Annotated in this window: 17 protein-coding genes; 11 read left to right on the top strand and 6 right to left on the bottom strand. The window is 40.5% G+C overall.

Going from position 1 to position 17,481, the window contains the following annotated elements:
• The first annotated feature begins 3 nt into the window (after positions 1-3).
• Entirely contained in the window at positions 4-693 is a 690-nt protein-coding gene (locus tag LD028_RS12850; protein ID WP_237812054.1) for a cell division protein ZapB, read from the top strand.
• Positions 694-731: 38 nt separating this feature from the next.
• Here LD028_RS12850 and LD028_RS12845 read toward each other — a convergent pair whose 3' ends face one another.
• From LD028_RS12845 to LD028_RS12830, 4 genes are all read right to left on the bottom strand, one after another.
• Entirely contained in the window at positions 732-1,364 is a 633-nt protein-coding gene (locus LD028_RS12845) for a PspA/IM30 family protein (protein WP_237812053.1), read from the bottom strand.
• A 1-nt stretch (position 1,365) separates the two neighbouring features.
• The gene (locus LD028_RS12840) at positions 1,366-1,848 is read right to left on the bottom strand and encodes a hypothetical protein (RefSeq protein ID WP_237812052.1); all 483 of its coding nucleotides are present in this window, start codon (positions 1,846-1,848) and stop codon (positions 1,366-1,368) included.
• 88 nt (positions 1,849-1,936) lie between these two features.
• On the bottom strand, positions 1,937-3,307 hold the full coding sequence (locus LD028_RS12835; protein ID WP_237812051.1) for a sensor histidine kinase: 1,371 nt from the start codon (positions 3,305-3,307) through the stop codon (positions 1,937-1,939).
• Positions 3,297-3,968 carry a response regulator transcription factor gene (locus LD028_RS12830; RefSeq protein WP_237812050.1) on the bottom strand — a complete coding sequence of 224 codons (672 nt, stop codon included), beginning with the start codon at positions 3,966-3,968 and terminating at the stop codon, positions 3,297-3,299. The genes LD028_RS12835 and LD028_RS12830 overlap by 11 nt, the downstream gene beginning before the upstream one ends.
• A 306-nt stretch (positions 3,969-4,274) precedes the next feature.
• Between LD028_RS12830 and LD028_RS12825 the strand changes: the two genes are divergently transcribed.
• The 8 genes from LD028_RS12825 to LD028_RS12790 all read left to right on the top strand — a co-directional run bounded on the left by LD028_RS12825 (position 4,275) and on the right by LD028_RS12790 (position 11,985).
• Positions 4,275-5,201 (top strand): diacylglycerol kinase, encoded by a 927-nt coding sequence (locus LD028_RS12825; protein ID WP_237812049.1) that lies wholly within the window; start codon positions 4,275-4,277, stop codon positions 5,199-5,201.
• Positions 5,202-5,265: 64 nt separating this feature from the next.
• Entirely contained in the window at positions 5,266-6,636 is a 1,371-nt protein-coding gene (gene rlmD / locus LD028_RS12820; RefSeq protein WP_237812048.1) for a 23S rRNA (uracil(1939)-C(5))-methyltransferase RlmD, read from the top strand.
• 173 nt (positions 6,637-6,809) lie between these two features.
• A complete protein-coding gene (locus LD028_RS12815) occupies positions 6,810-8,021 on the top strand; it encodes an MDR family MFS transporter (RefSeq protein ID WP_237812047.1) in 1,212 nt (403 codons plus the stop codon).
• A gap of 32 nt (positions 8,022-8,053) precedes the next feature.
• Positions 8,054-8,905, top strand: a complete 852-nt coding sequence (locus LD028_RS12810; protein ID WP_237812046.1) for a transcriptional regulator — start codon at positions 8,054-8,056, stop codon at positions 8,903-8,905.
• A 186-nt stretch (positions 8,906-9,091) separates the two neighbouring features.
• Positions 9,092-9,412: a PadR family transcriptional regulator gene (locus tag LD028_RS12805; protein WP_275125069.1), complete on the top strand. Its 321-nt coding sequence runs from the start codon at positions 9,092-9,094 to the stop codon at positions 9,410-9,412.
• Complete coding sequence (locus tag LD028_RS12800; protein WP_237812044.1) at positions 9,405-9,977, top strand: GlsB/YeaQ/YmgE family stress response membrane protein; 573 nt, start codon at positions 9,405-9,407, stop codon at positions 9,975-9,977. The genes LD028_RS12805 and LD028_RS12800 overlap by 8 nt, the downstream gene beginning before the upstream one ends.
• Before the next feature lie 372 nt (positions 9,978-10,349).
• On the top strand, positions 10,350-10,829 hold the full coding sequence (locus LD028_RS12795) for a sigma-70 family RNA polymerase sigma factor (protein ID WP_035020530.1): 480 nt from the start codon (positions 10,350-10,352) through the stop codon (positions 10,827-10,829).
• Positions 10,816-11,985, top strand: coding sequence for an immunoglobulin-like domain-containing protein (locus LD028_RS12790; RefSeq protein ID WP_237812043.1), 1,170 nt, complete (start codon positions 10,816-10,818; stop codon positions 11,983-11,985). Before LD028_RS12795 ends, LD028_RS12790 begins: the two co-directional genes overlap by 14 nt.
• Positions 11,986-12,004: 19 nt before the next feature.
• Here the strand turns inward: LD028_RS12790 and LD028_RS12785 are convergent, their stop codons facing one another.
• On the bottom strand, positions 12,005-12,256 hold the full coding sequence (locus tag LD028_RS12785; protein WP_237812042.1) for a hypothetical protein: 252 nt from the start codon (positions 12,254-12,256) through the stop codon (positions 12,005-12,007).
• Positions 12,257-12,483: 227 nt separating this feature from the next.
• On the opposite strand from LD028_RS12785, the gene LD028_RS12780 reads away from it, so the two are divergent.
• Positions 12,484-13,545 carry a nitric oxide synthase oxygenase gene (locus LD028_RS12780; RefSeq protein WP_237812041.1) on the top strand — a complete coding sequence of 354 codons (1,062 nt, stop codon included), beginning with the start codon at positions 12,484-12,486 and terminating at the stop codon, positions 13,543-13,545.
• Positions 13,546-13,663: 118 nt separating this feature from the next.
• Entirely contained in the window at positions 13,664-15,145 is a 1,482-nt protein-coding gene (locus LD028_RS12775; RefSeq protein ID WP_237812040.1) for a methyl-accepting chemotaxis protein, read from the top strand.
• A gap of 43 nt (positions 15,146-15,188) precedes the next feature.
• Here LD028_RS12775 and LD028_RS12770 read toward each other — a convergent pair whose 3' ends face one another.
• Positions 15,189-17,306 (bottom strand): putative bifunctional diguanylate cyclase/phosphodiesterase, encoded by a 2,118-nt coding sequence (locus LD028_RS12770; protein WP_237812039.1) that lies wholly within the window; start codon positions 17,304-17,306, stop codon positions 15,189-15,191.
• Positions 17,307-17,481: the final 175 nt, after the last annotated feature.

Below are 17,481 nucleotides of genomic sequence, written 5' to 3'. Positions count from 1 at the left end.
ATCGTGAAACGATTGATTGTAGTGTTTATCATTTTACTTGTCGGATGTACAGCTCAACAAGACGAATCGAATGTTAAGCAGTTAGAGCAAACAATTGCAAAACAACAAACGACCATCGATCAACTACAAGAAAAAAATGAACAGCTTCAAAAGGAAAACGAACAATTGAAAAGTGAAGCAAAACAAGTGATTTCATCTTCGCTTTTATCGGTCGCTTTAGACGTTGTGGAGGCGTTGAAAAATAAAGATATGAATGCGCTTGCATCTTACGTTCATTCTACAGCAGGTGTGCGCTTCAGTTCGTACGGGCATGTCGATATTCAAAATGATTTGCAGTTTTCGGCTTCTCAACTTCCATCCCTTTGGTCTTCGACGCAAGTGTATCAATGGGGAGTATATGATGGTTCAGGTGATCCGATTCAGTTTACTTTTCAAGACTATTTCGATCGCTTCGTCTATGATGTCGATTTTGCGAATCCGCATATGATTGGAAACAATGTTGTTGTTGGTACAGGAAATATGATTAATAACATTCAACAAGCATATCCGAACGGGTCATTTGTTGAATTTCATTTTACCGGTTTTGATCCACAGTATAGCGGGATGGACTGGCGAAGTTTGCGTCTTGTTTTTGAACAAGAAAACGGTCAATGGAAACTTGTCGGCATCATTCATGATGAATGGACGACATAACATATGCAAAAGGTGTCCGGATAGGGACACCTTTTGTATTACTCACCTTTTAGTTGTTTCAGTTGTTGTTCGACTTCTATATCAAATGATTGAGGGGGCAACGTTTGAATGACTGAGCGAGCTTTTGCTTCTGCTTCAAGTAACATTACTTTTTCTTCCATACGTGCGAAGCCTTTTACGATATGATCGTAACGGAAAGACGTGATCGCCTCATCCATTTGTTTCATCGTTTCAGCGACATAAAAGCGCGTCATTAATTGCATTTGTTTCAATTTTAATTGCTCGTACGTTTCGTACAATTGTTTCACTTTTTCTGTTAAAACAGTTGTCTTTTCTTTTAATGTGTTGTATTGTTGCGTATATAGTTCTAATTTTTTTTCATAGGCGACTTTTTCTTGAAGGGCCATCTTTGCGATCGGCTCTTCATTTTTTTCTACAGCTAATTTTGCTTGGCGAGCCCGCTTTGCGATCATTTCTTCTGCATCTGCGATGAGACGCTCATATTTTTGTTGTAGCACAAATTGTTGTGCCAATGCTTGTTGTGCTTGTTCAAGCTGTTCTTCTAGTTCACGAATGTACTGTTTCGTCATGCGAATCGGATCTTCGCATTTGTCAATGATGTCATGTATGTCAGCAAGAACGACATGTTTGACACGTTTAAAAATGCCCATATCACTTTTCCTCCTTTTGGATTGTTTTTTCCCATTCATCTAAAAAGCTATGGTTTTGAATAGGTGGAACGAATGGTTCAAATTCAGTTGCTGACTTTGTCTTTCCTCTAAATAAAATGTAAGCGGCAACGATCGCTACAACAGCAAGCAACGCTTTCGGTAAAAGTGCGACCAACCCGATGGCCATGAGCGCACCGCCAATCCACTTCCCACCACCGCGCGTCGTTTTCCAAACGATCCATCCGATGATGACTAATGCCAGCTGAAGAAGGAAAGGAATCCATCCGAACATTGGCATACCGTGTGGTCGCATCATTTGTGGACCGTGATGACCGAATGCTCGATGATGTTTACCCATTCCCATCATGTGTTCTGTTGGCATTCGTCCGCCCCAACCGATGTGCATGAAATAAGTAGCGATGTGCGCGAATACGGCGATGACAACTAGTCCACCGATCAAGAAGAAAACTGTTCGTTTTTTCACATCTATCACCTCCTTCGTTATTTACAGTTTGAATTGTACAAGCGAAAAGAGAAAATTAGGTGAAAAATAAAAAAAAAACGTGCAACATTTATGCACGTTCATTCGGAAAAGTAATAGTGAATGTTGTTCCTTTGCCAACTTCGCTCTCTACGTGAATGTTTCCTTCATGTGCTTCGACAATCCATTTTGCGATGGAAAGCCCAAGTCCGTGTCCGCCAATTTGTCGTGTCCGCGCTTTATCTGCGCGATAAAATCGGTCAAAAATGTGGGGAAGATGCTCAGGAGCAATTCCAATACCTGTATCAGACACAGACATCGTTACTACTTTTCGTTGTTTTATCACGTGTTGAGCTAACGATAGGGAAACTGTTCCGCCTTTTGGTGTATATTTGATGGCGTTATCAAGCAAAATGTACAACAATTGCGTACATTTGTCCTCGTCCCCAACAAATTCAATTTGTTCAGACGCATGAAACTGAAGCGTAATGTTCTTTTTATTTGCAAGCTCTTGTAACGACTGTAACGTACGTTCTGCACATGTCCGCAAATCAAACGGTTTTTTTTCAATTTGAATTTTCGCATCGTCTGTGCGTGCAAGGGTGAGAAGGTTATTAATGAGCTTTGTCATTCGTTTCGTTTCGTCTCCTAGACGTTCAATCGTTTTTTGGCTGAATGGATCGGACGTTAATGACGCATCCATTTTCAACGCTTCGACAGATGAATAAATGACGCTAAGTGGGGTCCTTAGTTCATGGGAAGCGTCCGCCACAAATTGACGTTGCCGATTGTATGCGTCTTGAATCGGAACGAGCGCCCGTTTTGACATGAAATAGCTAAAGGCAATAGCGACAGCGATAAATAAGACGCCTAGACTAAGCAAAATAAATGTCGACCATTTGAGCAAGCGAAACATGCTTGTCGCATCCATCCCAACGTATAAAATGCCGATAAGTTGTCGGTCAACAATTACTGGCCGGGCAGCCGTTAATATTTTTAATTCATCCGCACGAAATCGTTTTAACTCATAGCGATGATGGGGGATCGTGACTTCGACATATCTCAATTCGTTTTTTTCCGGCGTCCACGGTTGAAGCGTCGAAAGGAGCAGCGGTCGCAATCCTTTATTCACTTCATCTCCCATCATCAATCGTCCACGTGTATCAATGACGTAAAAAAATAGTTGATCTTCACTTAAAAATATGACGTTTTGATCGCTAGACCACCCGATAAACGATTGCTCTTCTAGCATGTTTTCAATCGTTTGACCTTCTTGTTCGGCGAGCGTGCGAATGCGTCGCTCTTGGTCATTTGTAATAACGGTATGAATAAGAAAAGAAACAACCGCGATAAAAATGGCTAAAAAAGCGATAAGAATACCGCTATATGTGGTAGTTAATCGCCATTGTGTGCGGCGAAACATATCGGAATGATGAAACAAAGATCGTATACTATTTTTCAATGGTATATCCCACCCCGCGCACCGTTTTAATAAGTTGTTGTTGTTCATCGCCAATTTTTTTACGCAATAGCTTAACGGTTGCGTCAATCGTTTTCATCGATACGTCCGCATCGTATCCCCAAATGCGATCAAGAATAATGTCGCGTGTTAGAACACGTCCTTTATTTTGTAATAATAAATCAAGTAGTTGGAATTCACGTGGGGTTAATATAATTTGTTCACCATCTTTCAACAGTGTATGGCTTGTACGATTGACCTCAAACGCTCCCCAGCGAACAATTTCTTCTTGAATCGGTGCGAACGTGCGCCGGGACAATGCTTTCAGCCGCGCCATAAGCTCGTCGATTTCAAACGGTTTCACTAAATAATCGTCCGCTCCGGCTTCCAGTCCTTCAACGCGATCTTGAACCGCATCTTTTGCGGTTAACATTAAAATCGCTCCATGATAACCATTTTTTCTTAAACGTTGACATACGCTCACCCCATCGCCATTTGGCAACATCCAATCTAAAATGATCACATCGTAAAATGAAGCGAGTGCATAATCATAGGCATCTTCTCCTTCTTGTACCCAATCAACATGTTCGACACCTTTTTTCTTTAATAAATGGACAATGAGTTCACCTAAATATACATCGTCTTCAGCAAGTAACACTCTCATCCTCATCACCTTTTTTTCTTTCATGATATCAAATGTTGATGAAAAATGAGTGAAAATGAAGAAATGAGATCAGAAAAATAGAAGTGACTAGGAAAAGCGAGGAGTCATTATTTTCTACAAACATAAATACAAAAGTGCTCGAATACATTTTACTTGTATTAATTGTAGCGACTGTGATAAAAATTTGGTATGAAATGTTCGTGTAAGCTGGCTCGTTTGAGTCGGCTTTCTTTTGTTCGTTGCAACAGTCATGAAAATTTGATATGATGTTAAATAGTGGAAAAATAAAGAAATAGGATGATGAGGATGAAACGAGCGCGTATTATTTATAACCCGACGTCAGGAAGGGAAATATTTAAAAAGCATTTACCAGATGTACTGATTCGATTAGAACAAGCCGGATATGAAACGTCATGTCATGCGACAACAGGGGCGGGAGATGCGACAGAGGCAGCGAGAAAAGCGGTCGAACGCGAATTTGATCTCGTTATTGCTGCTGGTGGAGATGGAACGATTAACGAAGTCGTCAACGGGTTAGCGGATGCGTCATATCGCCCAAACCTTGGCATTATTCCAGTCGGTACGACGAACGATTTTGCCCGAGCGATCGGTGTACCACGCTCGATTGAAGGAGCATGTGATGTCATCGCAAACGGTGAAGCCGTGCCGATTGATATCGGTGCAGTAACGAATGAAGGAAAAACACATTATTTCATTAACATCGCAGGTGGCGGGCGTTTAACCGAACTAACATATGAAGTGCCAAGCAAATTAAAAACGATGATTGGCCAACTTGCTTACTATTTAAAAGGAATTGAAATGCTTCCTTCCCTCCATCCTGTTCACGTAAAAATCGAGTACGATGGCAAGATGTTTGAAGGGGCTGTCATGCTTTTCCTCGTTTCGCTTACGAACTCGGTCGGTGGTTTTGAAAAATTAGCCCCTGATTCATCGTTAAACGATGGTATGTTTGATTTAATTATTTTAAAAGAAACGAACTTAGCAGAATTTATTAAAATTGCAACGCTCGCGTTGCGCGGTGAGCATATTCACGATCCGCACGTCATTTATACGAAAGCAAATCGAGTCAAAGTATATACAGAAGAAAATATGCAGCTTAATTTAGATGGAGAATATGGCGGCATGCTTCCAGGGGAGTTTGTCAATTTGTATCGCCACATAAACGTATTTGTTCCGAAAGAAAAAGCTGAACAAATGAGAACAGGGGAATGAGCCTGTTCTTTTTTGTTCGACTATGCTACAATCTTGACAGCATTTTGTGGAAGGAGAAAGGACCATGGAGGCACCTGTTGCAAAAAACGAGTATTACGATGTCATCTTTGAAGATTTAACACATGACGGAGCAGGCGTGGCAAAAATTGATGGCTTTCCGATTTTTGTCGCGAACGGGCTTCCGGGAGAAAAGGCGAAAATTAAAGTTATCAAAGTAAAAAAAGGCTACGGCTACGGCCGTTTAATTGAATTATATGAGCCAAGCACAGATCGCGTAGAGGCACCGTGTACGGTTTATAAGCAATGCGGGGGCTGTCAGCTGCAGCACCTTAGCTATGAAGGGCAATTGAAAGCGAAACATAAACATGTAAAAGAAGTGCTTGCTCGCATCGGGAAAATTGAAGATGTCACAGTCCATCCTGTTCTGGGGATGAACGACCCGTGGCGATATCGAAACAAAGCGCAAGTGCCCGTCGGTGAACGCGAAGGTGGGCTCGTCGCAGGTTTTTATAAGGAAAGAAGCCATGACATTATTGATATGGACGCCTGTTTGATCCAACAAGAAATGAACGATATTGTCGTTCAGACAGTGAAAGCGATTTGCGAGCAATACAACATTCCAGCTTATAATGAACAGACGCATAAAGGGCTTCTCCGTCATATTATGGCTCGCTATGGGGCGACAACGAAAGAAGTGATGGTTGTACTCGTTACGCGCACCGAGGAGTTGCCGCATAAAAAGAAAATTATTGAGGCGATTGTAGAACGTGTACCGAATGTAAAATCGATTGTACAAAATATTAACCCGAAACGAACAAATGTCATTATGGGAGAACAGACGCGCGTCCTTTGGGGCTCGGAATATATTTATGATTATATCGGCGACATTCAATTCGCGATTTCTGCTCGCTCGTTTTATCAAGTAAACCCAGAACAAACGAAAGTGTTGTACGAACAAGCGTTGGAATATGCGGAGTTGACAGGAGAGGAAACAGTCATTGACGCTTACTGTGGTATCGGAACGATTTCGCTCTTTTTAGCAAAAAACGCGAAAAAAGTATACGGGGTCGAAGTCGTTCCCGAAGCGATTGAAGACGCGAAACGGAACGCTGAACTAAACGGCATGACGAATGTGGAATTTGCCATCGGAGAGGCGGAAGTCGTCATTCCGAAATGGTACGAGCAAGGAGTAAAAGCAGACTGTATTGTCGTCGACCCACCGCGCAAAGGCTGTGACGAATCGTTATTGCAAACGATCATTGCCATGAAACCGAAACGTGTAGTGTACGTTTCCTGCAACCCAGCTACCCTTGCGCGAGACCTTCGCATTCTCGAAGACGGCGGCTATAAAACGCTCGAAGTCCAACCGGTCGACATGTTCCCGCACACTGTGCATGTGGAGTGTGTGGCGAAGTTAGAGGTTAGTAAATGCTAGGAAAACATCGACAAAAAGGAAAGGGCGTCTCCTTTCCTTTTTCATTTGTGGCTCCTCTACATAGTCATGATCTGTTATGTGTGTGTATGCAATTTTATTAAAATACTGTTAATTTATTCCGAATTATAATATAATCTTAAACAAAAGTTCATTTTCATGATAGAAAGGGAATTATGGAGAATATAAAAAAACTACATCCTATTAGCATAACCATCATTATCGGAACGTTATTTGCGAGAATGGCGATGTTTATGACCATTCCGTTTTTAGCCATTTATTTAACGAGCGTAAAAGGAGTTAGCGCTTCGTTGGCAGGGGCAATTATTGGGATCAGCTCGATTGTCGGTTTGTTTGGTGGTTTTTTTGGCGGGTATTTTTCTGATCGATACGGGAAAGAAAAAATGATGAAAATGTCGCTTCTCATGTGGACGTTCGTGTTTATTGGTTTTGCCACAGCCGAGAGCGTTTGGACGTTTTTCTTATTAAATGCACTCAATGGATTATGTCGCTCGTTTTTTGAACCGTCTTCGCGAGCGTTGTTGTCGCAAGTGACAAAACAAGAACATAAATTGCTTGTGTTTAACTTGCGATACGCGGCAATTAATGTAGGGGCGGCGATTGGTCCATTAGTCGGCTTGAAGATCGGTGCTTCGTCATCGACGACGGCATTTTTTGTTACTTCTTTTGTTTATTTTCTTTATTTTATTTTACTTGTCACACTTTTTTCAAAGTATACAATTGAAAAGCATGGCGACGCATCTGAACATGTAACGCTTCGAAACGCTGTCAACGTATTAGGGAATGATCGTGTGTTTTTATTCACCGTGATTGGAATGATTCTCGGTGTTACGGGGTATTCGCAATTTAATTCAACCATTCCACAATATTTGTCGCAATACAAAGATGGTGTACAGCTTTTTTCCTATTTAATTGTATTTAACGCCATTACGGTACTCGTTGTACAGTATCCCGTTTCAAGAATTGGCAAGCATTATTCTGCATTAACATCGATTATGCTTGGCATTGGCGCGGTAGCCTTAGGTCTTTTTGGATTTGGTTTATTTACTGCTGTTCCAATGTTATTCGTGTCTATGTTTGTATTAACCGTCGGGGAAGTGATGATGTTTTCAATGATTGAAATATTTATTGATCAAATCTCACCTCAACATATGAAAGGATTATATTTTGGTTCGATGGGTTTTACGGCAATCGGGAATGCTGCCGGGCCTTGGATTGGAGGATTGATGCTTGAACACCTTGGTTATGGCAACCATCTACTTATTTTTACATTTTTAGCTTTATGCACTTCCATCGGTTTTCCTGTTCTCTTATATGTTGGTCGTTTAATGAAGGTGACGAAACGGCATATCGAGTATAGTTTGTAACAGTTTATTTGTACAATGGAGGAGGTGGAGGAATGAGGAAATTTGCAATCTTTAGTTTGCTTATTGTAGCCATGATTGTAGCGATGCTTTTTTATGGCGGGAACGATTTTAAAGCAAAGGATGCCATGCCTATTCTTGATGAAAATGGTTCCAGTTCGTATGAACTAAAAGATGCCACAAATGTTGAAAAAGCAGTAAGTGAAGCGATTAAAAAACATGGAAAGTCTTATCGAAAGGGAGAATATATTGCCGAAGGGCATACGATTCTTAGTATAGAACAAAAAGGAAACGAAGTGAAAGCATACACAATCGCAAGTGTGGGTGTATTTGAATTTCAAGATGGTATATTCGCCATTGTGTCAGGTAGCGGGGCCATTCCGACGGTAATGACATTTTCTATTGATGAGCACGGGCAATATAAACTCATCGCCTATGAAGAGCCACTTGATGGAGATGCATATGCAAAATCGGTTAAGCGCATGTTTCCGAAAAAACATTACTCTAAGGTGTTATACGCAGAGAAATACTATGATGAACTTGCTAAACAGCAAGAAAGACAGGCGCGGGAGTATTTGAAACAGATTGGTCGAGATGCAAAAGTGAGTACATCGCATGTGGAAAAACAACCGCTCAACATCTCCGTAGAAGCGATGAATCATTTTCTTACTCTGCTTGGCAGTGACTCGTTTTTGAACGAGTGTCCAGATTGGCTTGGAACGCGTGAAGTAATCGAACAAGGGATTCGGTATGTGTACGAAACATCTCAAAGTAAAACAAATGATGGAAGAGATGTAATTGTTTTAAGGAAGATGAGAGAAGATGGAACGGTCATCGACATGCGACAGTATGTCATTGAGGAAAATAAATTAAAGCGTATAAAGTAAAAGCAGTCCGATCGGCTAGGACTGCTTTTACGTTGGGGCGGTGGTTGAGCACTAATTCGATAAGAGAATCGCTATTTTCAATTGCTTAGTTAACTACTCTATATTACTATATAGTAGTACTCAATATTATTGAATACCAACATGATTGAGTACGTAGGAGGTGTTTTTTTGGATAATCTAAGCGAAATGCTGAAAGGGATTTTAGAAGGCATCGTACTAGAGATTATAAGCCGCGGCGAAATATACGGCTATGAGATTACGAAAAAGCTGCACGCGTTAGGTTTCCAAGGGATTGCGGAAGCGACGGTATATGCATTGTTGTTGCGGCTAGAAAAAAATAAGCTTGTGCACATTACGAAAAAACCGTCAGACATGGGGCCACCAAGAAAGTTTTATACGTTAAACGAACGAGGATTTGAGGAATTAGCAGCTTTTTGGGCAAAGTGGGATTTTCTTAGCGAGCGTATTCATCTGTTACGAACGAATGGAGGAGAAAACAATGTTTAGCTATGAAATGAAAGAAAAAATCAAGCAATTTGCGAAAGAGCAAGCGCCATATTATTTAGAGGAAGCGGAGATGACGTATATGGAAAAGCTACGTCGGAGAACGGGGGAAACGAAAAGTAAACTGATGGCGAAGCTCGCGAAATTCAAAAGTCGCTCCGAAACAGCGATGGAAGCAGAAAACGACATGGTTCTCTACATGAGCGACTATATGAAAGATTTAATGGAACAAGGACTATCGGAACAAGAAGCGTTTGAACGGGCAAAAGAGGAATTAAAGTTTCGCAGCGAAACGACAAAGTCTGCCGATTTACAAGAACGGATTGTCGCGCACTATCACCATATGGACATTGCCGATTATGAAGCAATTGGGTTGTTTTACGGAGCGTTTGTTTTCTTAGGAATTTCGATTGGTGCGCTCATTGGTTTTATCGGCAGCGGTGGCTGGGAGATGTTTTTATCTGGCGGATGGATTCGCACGCTCATTGGTGCGATTATCGGCTTTTTGATCGGAACGGGATTAGGGCTTTTGAGCAACGCTATCATTGTGTTGAAACGAAAAAGTTAATGTATTCTCATTAGTAAACTCTTCGTAATGAGGACAATGTTCCTGCCTAATAAGAGATGCTTATGACATTCATTTCGGATCGATTTCCACTAATGACGGCAACACCAGCGAATTGGCCGCATAACGAGTTAGTAGGCGATCAACTTATTATGCAGCCACCGCGCACGATTTAACAAGCAGAAGAACGATTAAATAAAGCGAAACAAGGGGAGATTAATTGCTTGGATTGGTGGTTTTGCACGAAACAAACATGAACAGACAGCGAGCGCATGATTCGCTGTCTTTTTGTATACTTAAAAAAATAAAAAGTTTCGATCGGCTGCAACATTTTCACCTGTTCAGTTGTATGTAAAGTGAAAGGAGGTCGTTTCTTTGTGCACAAAAGAACAAATCCAGCGTGCTATGGATCAATATGGGAACATGGTATTGCGCCTTGCGTATGTGTATATGAGAAACGAACATGATGCAGAAGATGTCTTTCAAGACGTATTTATTAAATTATATGAGCATATGGGGCGAATACAAAGTGAAGAGCATATGAAAGCATGGTTAATTCGGGTCACCATCAATGTGTGCAAAAATAAACTGAAATCGTTTGTATATCGAAAAATGGATGAGTATGAAGAGGGAACCCATATTTCTATCGATCATGACTATTTTGAAGTCACGTCAGCCGTCACATCCCTCCCGACAAAATATCGGGAGGTCGTTCATTTATTTTACTATGAAGGATATCAAACGAAAGAAATTGCCGAGTTGTTAGGAAAGCGTGAAAGTACAGTTCGTTCGTTGCTTTCTCGTGCGAGAGAAATGTTAAAAAACAAATTGAAAGGGGAGTATGATTTTGCGTGAGCGATATAAAAAAGAGATGGAATACATTGTTGTGACAGAAGAACTGAAAAATAAAGTGATCGTCCAGATTGATAAAATAGAACAAAAAAAGAAGCGAAAGTCATTTCGTCCGGCGTATGTTGCCATTGCTGTGGCAAGTGTATTATTAGCTGTTAGCTTGCATCCTACATTATCCACAAAAGAGAAAACAGAAGAAAAGGTAGAAATAATGATGGAAAACGATCAAGGAGAGGATATGTTGAAAATGGAAGCTACCGATTCGAATATAACGATTCATGATGTCACATATGATGCAAACGCCCAAAAACTTCATTTTTCAGTGACGAATAAAAGTAATGGTGTCATTTCATTTGGATATGCGTATGCGATCGAGCGATACGATGACGCAAAACAAACGTGGCAACCAACAACGTTAACGAATGATCTCGCATTTATTGAAATGCTTGCGTTAATTGACCAAGGACAGACTGTGAAAGATATGATTGATCTTTCATTGTTAAAACAACCATTAGAAAATGGGAAGTACCGCATCGTGCGTACGTATTACGCTGATGCAGCTCATTTCACAGGTTACATTGAATTTGACGTCGTCGATCAAAAGTTGTTGAACTTCCACACGTATATTGAGATGAAACCGACTGAAACGAGCAAAAGTCACGATGTAACATTGACATGTGAAAAAGACCCGCACTTTTCTCTGTATAGTGCTCATAACGGACTTGTCTCAACAAGAATCGGTCGCCAAGGACTGCACATATATCCGATATATGAAGGAAAAGAACAAGTCAATTTCTCGATGGAAGCTAGCGATGGAATGTTATTTACAGATAAAATGGTTGATGATGCGCTAACCATTTATGAAGCGGAGCAATCGGTATCGTCCGATGAACAAATGATTGCCGAATCCATCCCACCTGATCGTGGGCAAATCGGGGGCATTGAAGGGTATGAAGGGCCGAAAGTATTGTTTTTAAATGGTGAGCGAGTTAACGTTGAACCATCGATTGTTTTTTGGGAGCCAGATAAAATGAATAAAAAAGAGGAGATCAAAGTAAAAGTCACTGTGATGAACGCACGTACAAACGAATCTATTGGTACATTTTATGTCGTTATCGTTCGAAAAGGAGATGAATATATGTTAGACCGCATCGAATAAACGAGGGGGGATCCCTCGTTTATTTCGTTAAAATGGAACGAATGCTAGAAATCGCCGCCTCATGCTCAAGCGAGCGGTGTGAAAGAAGAGTTAGCAGTTGTTCATGGTTGTCGATTTTACTTTCTAGTTTTTTAACGATTTCATTTGTTTCAATTACTGCTTGTTGGACAAGCGCTAAGTCTTGCTTTGTTGCCATGTTCGCTTTAACTTTTGCGAGTTTTGCTTCCATGTTTTCAAGCTTGTCCAAAATGCGTTGTAGCATTTGCTCCATCGTTCTCCTCCTTTCTTGTGAGAAATTAGAAAGGGAAACAGCTGTGTGGCATGTCGTGTGTTGAAGAGAGGTTTTGTTTGATGTGGCAGTACAGATGAAGACCGTTCCCCAGTATTATAAATGATAAGGATGGAGAGTGGAACAGGAAACCATATGCTCTTTATTTTGATTTTCTCCATACATGATGTATTGTATAAGAAGATATGATTACGGGGTGACACGGGCATATGTTATGGAAAGAGGCAGAACAATTTATCACGTTATGTTATACAGAGTTAGGAAAAAGCGATGATGACATACATGAACGTTTGCAACAAATTCAGCATGAGATTGAACAAACGGGAACGTATGAACATACATATGAGGAGCTTGAGCACGGGGCGCGCATGGCATGGCGCAATAGCAATCGTTGTATTGGACGTTTATTTTGGCAAACGCTTCATGTGTTTGATGCACGTGCGATAGAGAGAGAAGAAGATATTGCCGAGTGGCTATTCCATCACATTGCTTTTGCGACAAACAGTGGGAAAATCCGTCCGACCATTACGATTTTTCGTCCGGAGCGTGTGCGCATTTGGAATCATCAGTTAATTCGCTACGCTGGTTATGAAACAGAGCACGGAATGGTCGGGGATCCATCGTCAATTTCGTTTACGAAAGCGTGTGAGAAGTTAGGATGGAGAGGGGAGCGAACGCATTTTGATATTTTACCGCTTGTCATCCAAGTCGATGGTCGCGAGCCGAAGTTGTTTCCGATTCCAAAGGATATTGTGCTTGAAGTGCCGATTGAACATCCGACGTTTTCGTGGTTTCGTGATTTACAGCTTAAATGGTATGCTGTGCCGATTATTTCAGATATGTGTTTGGAGATTGGCGGCATCCGTTATACAGCGGCCCCATTTAACGGATGGTATATGGGAACAGAAATTGGTGCGCGCAATTTCGCTGACGATTACCGATATAACATGCTTCCGAAAATTGCTTCATGCATGGGGCTTGATACGTCAAAAAATAGCACACTATGGAAAGATCAGGCGCTTGTTGAATTAAATATCGCTGTTCTATACTCATATAAAAAAGCAGGAGTAAGTATTGTCGATCATCATACAGCGGCTCAGCAGTTTAAACGTTTTGAACAAAAAGAGCAAGAAGTAGGAAGGAAAGTAACGGGCAGTTGGACGTGGCTTATTCCTCCGCTTTCGCCTGCAACAACGCACATCTTCCATCAATATTATGAGAATACAATAGTCAAACCGAATTATTTTTATCAACAACGTCCTTATGAGTGACACCGCCGTTCGCGCGGTGTTTTTTCACATGAATATATTCCTAATTTTCAGAATATCATTTACTACTTTCTTATTTTTTTGATATAGTTATAGAAAAAAGGAAAAGGGGGAGGCTCGAGTGGATTTTATTGAGCAGCTCAAAATGGAAGAAATGCGAAGGAAAAATTTTTTCTTGTTCCTTATTTACACATTTAGCGCAGTAACAGGTGTGATTGGGCTTATTTTGATTGGAGAGAAAGTTGAGAAGATTGCCATTTATGGCGGCAGTCTTGTTCTAAATACCCTCATGTATATGGCGTTAAAAAAGATGAAAAAGTACGAACACATCTATCCATATTTTATTATTTTTATATTATTTTCTGCGACATTAGGAAGTTTATTTACGACAGGGGGAAGTTTAGGAACGATCGCACTCGCTTTTTGTTTAGTTGTGTTATCTGTGTTGCATTTAAATCGCACGTTGTTTGTAACAGGACTTCTACTTGGCATTATCATTTTAGTTGTCGGTGCGCTTGTTCCTTCTTCTTTTCAGCAAGTATTTCAAAAAACGGGACATACGGTTTTTATTGTTTATGTGATGATTGGTATTGCCCTTTCGGTGTTATTGCATTTAAGTCGGAAGCAATTTCATCAACTCGTTGAACATGTAGGGCAAGCACATGCCGAAAAAGAAAAACAAATGGCAAGAAGACATGAACTGGAAGGTCAGTTAAAGCATATTATTGAAAATGTTGAACACATTCATCAACAAGTACTTCAAAATGTACAAGCACAAGAAGAAATGAAAGAAGCGATTCGACAAGCAGCGGTAGCAGGTCAAGCACAAAGTGAACAAGTCATTGATATTCATGATGAAGTAGCGGAAGCGAAAGCAATGAGTGAGCGGATTTACGAGACTTCTAAACAATTAAAGGAACATTCATCACAATCAAGCGAAATGGCACAAGCAGGTATACAAAAAATGCATCTATTATTAACACATACAGAAAAATTTCATGAGGCGATTCATGCGACAAAAGCAACATTAAATGCTTTAACAAATAAAATAGCTAATACAAATGAGTTAACGAAACAAATTAAACAAATTACAAATCAGACGAATTTATTGGCTTTAAATGCGACGATTGAGGCAGCACGAGCAGGAGAGTATGGAAAAGGATTTGCGGTCGTTGCTGAAGAAATTCGTAAGTTGGCCGTATTGACGGAAGAAACGACGCAACACATCGTTCGTAATTTAGCGGAAGTCAATGAAAGCAACAATGAGCTATTAGAGCGAATGGATGAAACGAGTGAACAATTAACGAAAAATGAAACGTTGACGGATGAAGTAAATGTGTATTTTGAAAAATTGTATCAGTCGTTAAATCATTTGCAAGAACAATTATCTTACTTTTTTATCATTAGCGAAAAGCTAGAGAAGCAAGGAGAGAAAATGGATCGTTCCATTAGTGATTTTTCTGTCTTTATTCAGCAGTCGAGCGCATCGCTTGAAGAAGTAAGCGCAACAGTTGAACATTTAAAAGACGCAAATGAAAAAATGGCAGCATATGTGACAGAAACCGCCCAACGCGCTGCAGTCATTCAACAACAAATAGTATAAAATGTAGAAAGCACCTCGAGAAATTGGAGGTGCTTTCTCATATTTATGTTGTCTGTAACTGTTTTATCATTTGTTCAAATGGAACAGGCGGGCTAAATAAATAGCCTTGGGCTTTGTCGCAATGAGTCGATTGTAAAAACGAAACGTGTTGATCGGTTTCGACTCCTTCGGCGACGATGTGCAACTGCAAGCGATGGGCAAGTGCGATAATGGCTTCGGTTAATTTTGCAGTATGTTCGTTTGTAATGACTTCGAAAATAAACGATTTGTCAATTTTAAGTGTATCGACAGAAATATGGCGTAAATAAGCGATAGATGAGTAGCCGCTGCCGAAATCGTCAATGGCGATGCGAATGCCCATTTGTTTTAGTGCCTGAATCGTTTCAATGACTTGTTTTTCATCGCTTAAAGCGATGTTTTCTGTAATTTCTAGTTCAATATATTGTGGTTGTAGACAAGTTTGTTTTAATAGCTGTTGTACGAAAGAAAGAAATTGCTCGTTTTTCAACTGACGAAGCGATAAGTTAATGCTTACATATACGTGAGACATGCCTTGTTCATGTAGTTGTTTTAAATGTGACACAGCTGTTTGGAAAATATATTCTCCGAGTGGAATAATAAACCCATCTTCTTCAGCGATGTGAATGAATTCATGTGGTGGAACGAATCCGAGCTCTGTATCTTTCCAACGAGCGAGCGCTTCCATCCCAACAAGCTCATTTCGTTTCACGTCAATAATCGGTTGATAATAAACAGAAATGGCACATTGTTCTAATGCAGCGTGTAGTCGTTGACGAATGAGCGATTTTCGTATCCTTTCTTGTTCGAAGGCTGGATCGTACATCGCCCATTGATTTTTTCCTTTTTTCTTCGCTTCATACATCGCCATATCTGCATGTTGAATTAATGTCATTTCATCTTCGCCGTGTGTCGGGTATATGCTTATGCCGAGACTTGTTGTAATAAACAACTCTTTTTGTCGAATGAAAAAAGGTTCACCAAGTATATCAATCATCTGTTGTGCCACTTGTTCAAATGAAGGAACATCGGAGACGATCATTGCAAATTCATCGCCCCCAAGACGAGCGACAAAATGATCGTGCAAATGGCTTAATCGTTTCGCCACCAATTGCAACAAAAGATCGCCAGCCGCGTGACCAAGTGAGTCATTAATGTTTTTGAAATTGTCTAAATCAAGAAAAAAAAGCCCCACCGTTTCATTTTTTTGTTTTGCGATTTCCAAACGTTCACGAAGTGTATCAATGAAATAGCGTCGATTTGGTAAATTCGTTAGTTCATCGAATAACGCTTGTTTTCTTAGTTGCTCCTGACTTTTAGCAAGCGCTTGTTCGGCGCGTTCCCTTGCTTGAAACGGCTCTTTGAATGTTGCTAAGTATAGGCCGCGTAAAAAATACGTAAATCCGACTACTTTGTATATGTGTCCGAGTACGTTTAACACATCATAAACGTTACGGTACAACGTAAAAATGAGCTCGCTTAAAAATAAAAAAACGAGACCAACAATGACATCAAGCGTCGGTGCTAACCGTTTTTCTTTATAGTGGTGGATGAGAACACCGATTGTGATAATGTGCAACGTTGTAATTATATATTCTACTCCATTTTTCAATGAAGTTGTCCCCGCTCCTTCGATTACAAGCGGTGGAAGGGAGTCCGCAACGTGCACAATTCCCGCCGACAATAGTCCGACATATAGTAAAGGAACGACGAAAGCTAGAAACTTCTCTTTTTCTTGAATCGGACCATCAGGAAGTAAGAAAGCGAGCAGTAAAAAGATTGCTTGTGTGAGCCGAGCGGCCAGCCAAAAAGAAGCTGTTAATTGAACTGAACTATCCGCAAATACAATGCCGGGCATTTGTTTATATGTAAGCGTATGCAATAAATCGAGGAAGCCGACGGCTAAAAACGTTGTCGCAATACGTAAACGGCGACGTGATAAGGCTTGTGGAAATGAAATCCATCCTTGAAACGCAATAGCCATTGCAACTGTAATGCTGAAAAACTCAAGCAATGTATGAAGCGATAAAAAGTGATTTCGTTCAAACGTCATTGCTAGCGACGAGCGAAATAGCAAAATGGTTAAGAAACATATAACGGCAAGGACGCTCACCATTATTGTTCGCTTTTCTTTTTTTGTCATCGATGTTATGTCCCTCCATCATCCCCATGTTACGTATATTATATATCGGAAAAGTGAGAGAGGAAATGAAAAAATCATGAAAAAAAGCAGGGAATATTCCCTGCTCAGACTGTTGACAAAATGGTTGGAAGACACCTGTCTTTCAACCATTTTGTTCCATTTGGGCATTTGTCTC

The sequence above is a fragment of the Anoxybacillus sp. LAT27 genome (genome assembly GCF_022030075.1).
GTDB lineage: Bacteria > Bacillota > Bacilli > Bacillales > Anoxybacillaceae > Anoxybacillus > Anoxybacillus kestanbolensis.
The sequence above is the reverse complement of the archived record's forward strand: the minus strand, read 5'-3'. Positions and strand labels throughout refer to the sequence as shown.

Bases quoted from the DNA above. Each gene is read 5' to 3' on its own strand.
- LD028_RS12845 (WP_237812053.1), bottom strand. From the start codon at position 1,364: ATGGGCATTTTTAAACGTGTCAAACATGTCGTTCTTGCTGACATACAT.
- LD028_RS12830 (WP_237812050.1), bottom strand. From the start codon at position 3,968: ATGAGAGTGTTACTTGCTGAAGACGATGTATATTTAGGTGAACTCATT.
- LD028_RS12825 (WP_237812049.1), top strand. From the start codon at position 4,275: ATGAAACGAGCGCGTATTATTTATAACCCGACGTCAGGAAGGGAAATA.
- rlmD (WP_237812048.1), top strand. From the start codon at position 5,266: ATGGAGGCACCTGTTGCAAAAAACGAGTATTACGATGTCATCTTTGAA.
- LD028_RS12815 (WP_237812047.1), top strand. From the start codon at position 6,810: ATGGAGAATATAAAAAAACTACATCCTATTAGCATAACCATCATTATC.
- LD028_RS12810 (WP_237812046.1), top strand. From the start codon at position 8,054: ATGAGGAAATTTGCAATCTTTAGTTTGCTTATTGTAGCCATGATTGTA.
- LD028_RS12805 (WP_275125069.1), top strand. From the start codon at position 9,092: ATGCTGAAAGGGATTTTAGAAGGCATCGTACTAGAGATTATAAGCCGC.
- LD028_RS12800 (WP_237812044.1), top strand. From the start codon at position 9,405: ATGTTTAGCTATGAAATGAAAGAAAAAATCAAGCAATTTGCGAAAGAG.
- LD028_RS12790 (WP_237812043.1), top strand. From the start codon at position 10,816: ATGATTTTGCGTGAGCGATATAAAAAAGAGATGGAATACATTGTTGTG.
- LD028_RS12785 (WP_237812042.1), bottom strand. From the start codon at position 12,256: ATGGAGCAAATGCTACAACGCATTTTGGACAAGCTTGAAAACATGGAA.
- LD028_RS12780 (WP_237812041.1), top strand. From the start codon at position 12,484: ATGTTATGGAAAGAGGCAGAACAATTTATCACGTTATGTTATACAGAG.
- LD028_RS12770 (WP_237812039.1), bottom strand. From the start codon at position 17,306: ATGACAAAAAAAGAAAAGCGAACAATAATGGTGAGCGTCCTTGCCGTT.